Below are 4,095 nucleotides of genomic sequence, written 5' to 3' on the forward strand. Positions count from 1 at the left end.
GAGCTTGCCAGGGGACGTCAGCGCTACACTCTTCTTTTGAACGAGGAAGGCGGTATCATCGACGACCTGATGGTGACGCGTCCCGAATCCGAAGATGAGGATGGCCGGTTGATGCTCGTCGTCAATGCTGCCCGCAAGGCAGTTGACTTCGCGCATCTGCGTACCCGGTTGCCTGAAAATATCAGACTCGACGTTGTCGACGACCGGGCGTTGATCGCCGTGCAAGGGCCGGAAGCTGTCGCAGCGGTCGCCCTTCATGCACCTGCTGTCGCAGACCTGGCATTCATGGCGGCAGCGCCGATGGAATTCGACGGCATTACCTGCCATATCGCCCGAGCCGGCTACACCGGAGAAGATGGCGTGGAAATGTCGGTTCCGGCTGGCGCAGCTGAGCCGATCGCACGGGCACTACTTGCCGACGACCGGATCGGTCCCGCCGGACTTGGTGCGCGCGACAGTCTGCGCCTGGAAGCTGGTTTGTGTCTCTACGGGCATGATATTGACGAGACCACATCGCCTGTTGAAGCGGCGATAGCTTTCTGCATACAGAAGCGCCGCCGCGCGGGACGCGGTTTCCCAGGCGCTGAACGCATTTGCTCGGAACTTCAGGACGGGCCGGGTCGCCTGCGCGTTGGCATTCAACTGGACGGCAAGGCACCTGTCCGCGAGGGGGCGGAAATCGCACTTCCCGGTGGTCCCGTCATTGGTACGGTAACCTCAGGCGGCTTTGCACCGACAATCGCGGCACCGGTCGCCATGGGTTATGTTCCGGCAGATCACGCTTCCACGGGTACGAAGCTGGACCTGATTGTGCGCAATCGCCGACTTCCGGGTTGCATCGTCGAGATGCCATTTGTCCCCAATCGTTATCATCGCAAACCAAAACCTTAAATCTTCCAAGGAACGGACGAGAAAATGACCACTTACTATTCCAAAGATCATGAATGGATTTCTGTTGAAGGAGGTGTCGCAACCGTCGGCATTACTTCCTATGCTCAGGAGCAGCTTGGCGATGTCGTTTATGTCGACCTGCCGGAAGCAGGCGCTGAATTCGCGCAGGGCGATGAGGCGGCTGTTGTTGAATCCGTGAAAGCCGCCAGCGAAATCTACGCGCCCATCGATGGCGAGGTGGTTGAAGCCAACGATGTGCTGGCGGATGAGCCCGGCAAGGTGAACGAAGATCCGGAAGGTGCGGCCTGGTTCATCAAAATGAAAGTGGCAAATGCCGACCAGTTGACCGAGCTGCTGGACCAGGCAGCCTACAAGGCTTACGTTGAGGCACTCTGACAGATGGCGGGGCACTATTATTCGGCGCAAGTGGAATGGGCCTGCGATGGCGACTACGCGGCAAACAAATATTCCCGCGGCCATATCTGGCGCTTTGACGGCGGTCTTGAAATTCCGGCAAGCGCCTCCCCGACAGTGGTGCCCTTGCCGCAATCCATTGAGGCTGCAGTCGACCCTGAAGAGGCATTTGTCGCGGCGATTTCCTCGTGCCACATGCTCTGGTTCCTGGATCTGGCCCGGCGGGCGAATTTCAACGTCGCCAGTTACCGGGACAACGCTGAAGGCGAGATGAGCCGGGTGGCGCGGGGCAAGATGGCGATCACAAGAGTGGTTCTTCGACCTGAAGTCACGCTGATTGCCAGCGAGCAACCCGACCCGACCTGGCTGACCGACATGCATGAAAAGGCACATGATGTCTGTTTCATCGCCAATTCTGTGAATTGCGAGATCGTCGTGGAGGAAGGACCTGTCCGGCTGATCGATCCTTAGGTCTTCAGACTTCAAAACTCGATTAGAGCAAACCCCGGCGCATCATCGCCGGGGTTTTGTTTTTCCGTGTATCTCCTGCATAACAGAGATTGACAACAATGGTGTCATTATGACAATATAATTGTCAATGAGGTACGCATGAACAAAACGACCGAGCTGTATGAAATTGTACGACTGATCCGTCCGGTTCACAGGCGTCTTGCCCGGGCGGTGGAGGCAAAACTGGCTGGGAGCGGCACAACCGTGGGCATGCGCGCCGTCATGGAAGTGCTGGAAGAAGGCGGGCCAATGTCCGTTCCGGATGTCGGCAGGGTTCTGTTTCTGGCACGCCAGCAGGTGCAGTTGTTGGTGAATGGTCTGGAAGAGCAGGGGATGGTCGAAAGGCTACCGAACCCGGCTCACAAACGGTCATCGCTATTTGTTCTTTCGGACAGGGGCCAGTCTGCGTTTGGTGAAATCCGGGCCAGGGAAAACGACGAAATGGACGCAGTCTGTGAAATGTTTTCGAACGATGACCTGCAGTCCACACAACGGGTCTTATGCGCAATGCTCGATCATTTTGCCGAATTCGAGGACGATCCGGATCGCCCGAAGGCGTTGGAATAGTGCATTTCGACAGGAGAGTTCCATGTCAGGACTTTGGATTCTTATCGGCTTTGTCGTGCTGGGTGCAGCCGGTGCGCTTCTATATGGTGTTTATTGTGTGCGGAAACTGGGAACGCCGACAAAAGGGACCGCAATTGACCGGTCGTCCAGACCGAACTCGGCTCTGGTCGTGATCGATGTACAGGAAGATTTTACCCGTAACACCGGCAAACACGGATTTGATCCCAAGGTCCGCGACAATGCGCTTGCCGAAATCAATCGGGAAATTCGCGAAGCCCGAACGGCCGGGCAGGACGTGATTTTCATCAAGAACATCTTCCGGGACTGGCCGGTGGTCGCGCTCATGAAACTGGTTGCCAAGGGGATTGGAACTCCGGGCCGTGAAGGGCTGCGGATTGACCGGGCGATCGATGTCGCCCAAGCCCCGGTATTTGAAAAATCCATTGGCGACACCTTCTCCGAGCCGCAGTTCGAAGCATTCTTGAAAGAGAAGAAGATCGGGCGATTGACGCTTGTTGGCCTTGATGCCTGCCACTGCGTCCAGCTTACCGCAAAGGGTGCCCTGGCGCGTGACTACGAAGTCGAGGTTCGGGAACCTTCGCTTCTGACGGCGACCCCGGACAAATGGCCGCCGTTGAAACAGGAGCTGAACGTCGCCGGGGCAATCATCGGTTAGGCGCACTGCTCATTTCGGCAAAGCGGATTGTGCTGATCAGCCAGAAGTCGGGACATCCAGCTGTTGCGGTTTTCGAGAAAGGTCAGCAGCAGGTCTGAGTAATCGCTGGCAACTGCATTCACGACGGAAGGACGTTGCGCCAACGCCTGCCGCCAGAAATCGATCCGGTCAAGATTTGAGAACAATTCCAGCTGCGTGAAAGTTTCAAAAACGTCAAAATACCGGAACACCGGCCCGAATGCAGCGTCGACAAGAGTAAATCGCTCGCCGGCAAAGAATGGTCCGGAGGCTGAAACCTGATCGTTCATATGAGTGAATTTGGCTTTTAGCAACTGTGCAGCTGCCAGAAAATCGGAGCTGCTCTTGGCATTGTAAAGCGCTCCGATGCCATTGAGGCATTGCGACGCGAATTCAACATAGGCTCTGTGCCGGGCGCGTTCTTGCGGACTGTCCGGATGAAGCCTGACAGCCTCCGTTTCGTCCAGGAACTCGACAATCGGGGCAGATTCGAACAGGTACTGGCTTTCACCAATCTTGAGCAGGGGAACTTTGCCGAGAGGCGAGGCCGCGCGGAACCATTCGGGTTTGTTCGCAAGGTCGATATAGATCCGTTCAAACGGAACGTCCTTTTCAGCCAGAACAATTGCCGCCCGTTGCACGTAGGGGCAGAGCGCGTGACTGATCAGGGTTAGGGGAGTAGGCATTCGAGGTCTCCATTTTCATGCATTTGCATTAAAATAAATGCACTTGCATGAAAAATCAAGGTTGATGTAATTGCATGAAAGCGAGATAGTCAGGCTATGAAAGATTCGAGTTCCAAAGAACTGAGTCCGGTGATGATTGATTCCTGGGCACGCCTGGTCCGCACAAGTGGTGCGGTTCTGGAGCGAATAGAAGCCAAGCTGAAGGCCACAGGATTTCCACCCCTCGCGTGGTACGATGTTTTGCTTGAGTTGCGTCGCGCCGAGGAGCACCGGTTACGTCCCGTCGAAATCGAAAAGCGCGTGTTGTTGGCGCAGTATAACGTTTCTCGGTTG

General features: G+C 56.0%; 6 protein-coding genes and 1 pseudogene. 6 read left to right on the forward strand and 1 reads right to left on the reverse strand.

Annotated features, from left to right (window positions below):
- The 5 genes from K5905_RS29060 to K5905_RS29080 all read left to right on the forward strand — a co-directional run.
- A partial coding sequence (locus tag K5905_RS29060; RefSeq protein ID WP_297590987.1) for a glycine cleavage T C-terminal barrel domain-containing protein occupies nt 1–891 on the forward strand: 891 nt, incomplete at its 5' end.
- A gap of 24 nt (nt 892–915) precedes the next feature.
- Nucleotides 916–1,287, forward strand: coding sequence for a glycine cleavage system protein GcvH (gene gcvH / locus K5905_RS29065; RefSeq protein ID WP_297590990.1), 372 nt, complete (start codon nt 916–918; stop codon nt 1,285–1,287).
- Nucleotides 1,288–1,290: 3 nt separating this feature from the next.
- Complete coding sequence (locus K5905_RS29070; protein WP_297590992.1) at nt 1,291–1,776, forward strand: OsmC family protein; 486 nt, start codon at nt 1,291–1,293, stop codon at nt 1,774–1,776.
- A gap of 138 nt (nt 1,777–1,914) precedes the next feature.
- The gene (locus K5905_RS29075) at nt 1,915–2,382 is read left to right on the forward strand and encodes a MarR family winged helix-turn-helix transcriptional regulator (protein ID WP_297590994.1); all 468 of its coding nucleotides are present in this window, start codon (nt 1,915–1,917) and stop codon (nt 2,380–2,382) included.
- 22 nt (nt 2,383–2,404) lie between these two features.
- Complete coding sequence (locus K5905_RS29080) at nt 2,405–3,058, forward strand: cysteine hydrolase (RefSeq protein ID WP_297590997.1); 654 nt, start codon at nt 2,405–2,407, stop codon at nt 3,056–3,058.
- Here the strand turns inward: K5905_RS29080 and K5905_RS29085 are convergent.
- A complete protein-coding gene (locus K5905_RS29085; RefSeq protein WP_297590998.1) occupies nt 3,055–3,762 on the reverse strand; it encodes a glutathione S-transferase family protein in 708 nt (235 codons plus the stop codon). The genes K5905_RS29080 and K5905_RS29085 overlap by 4 nt on opposite strands.
- A gap of 132 nt (nt 3,763–3,894) precedes the next feature.
- Here K5905_RS29085 and K5905_RS29090 point away from each other — a divergent pair.
- Nucleotides 3,895–4,095: pseudogene (locus tag K5905_RS29090) on the forward strand (MarR family transcriptional regulator); the annotation flags it as partial.

It is taken from the genome of Roseibium sp., from assembly GCF_025698965.1.
In the GTDB taxonomy this organism is placed as follows: domain Bacteria; phylum Pseudomonadota; class Alphaproteobacteria; order Rhizobiales; family Stappiaceae; genus Roseibium.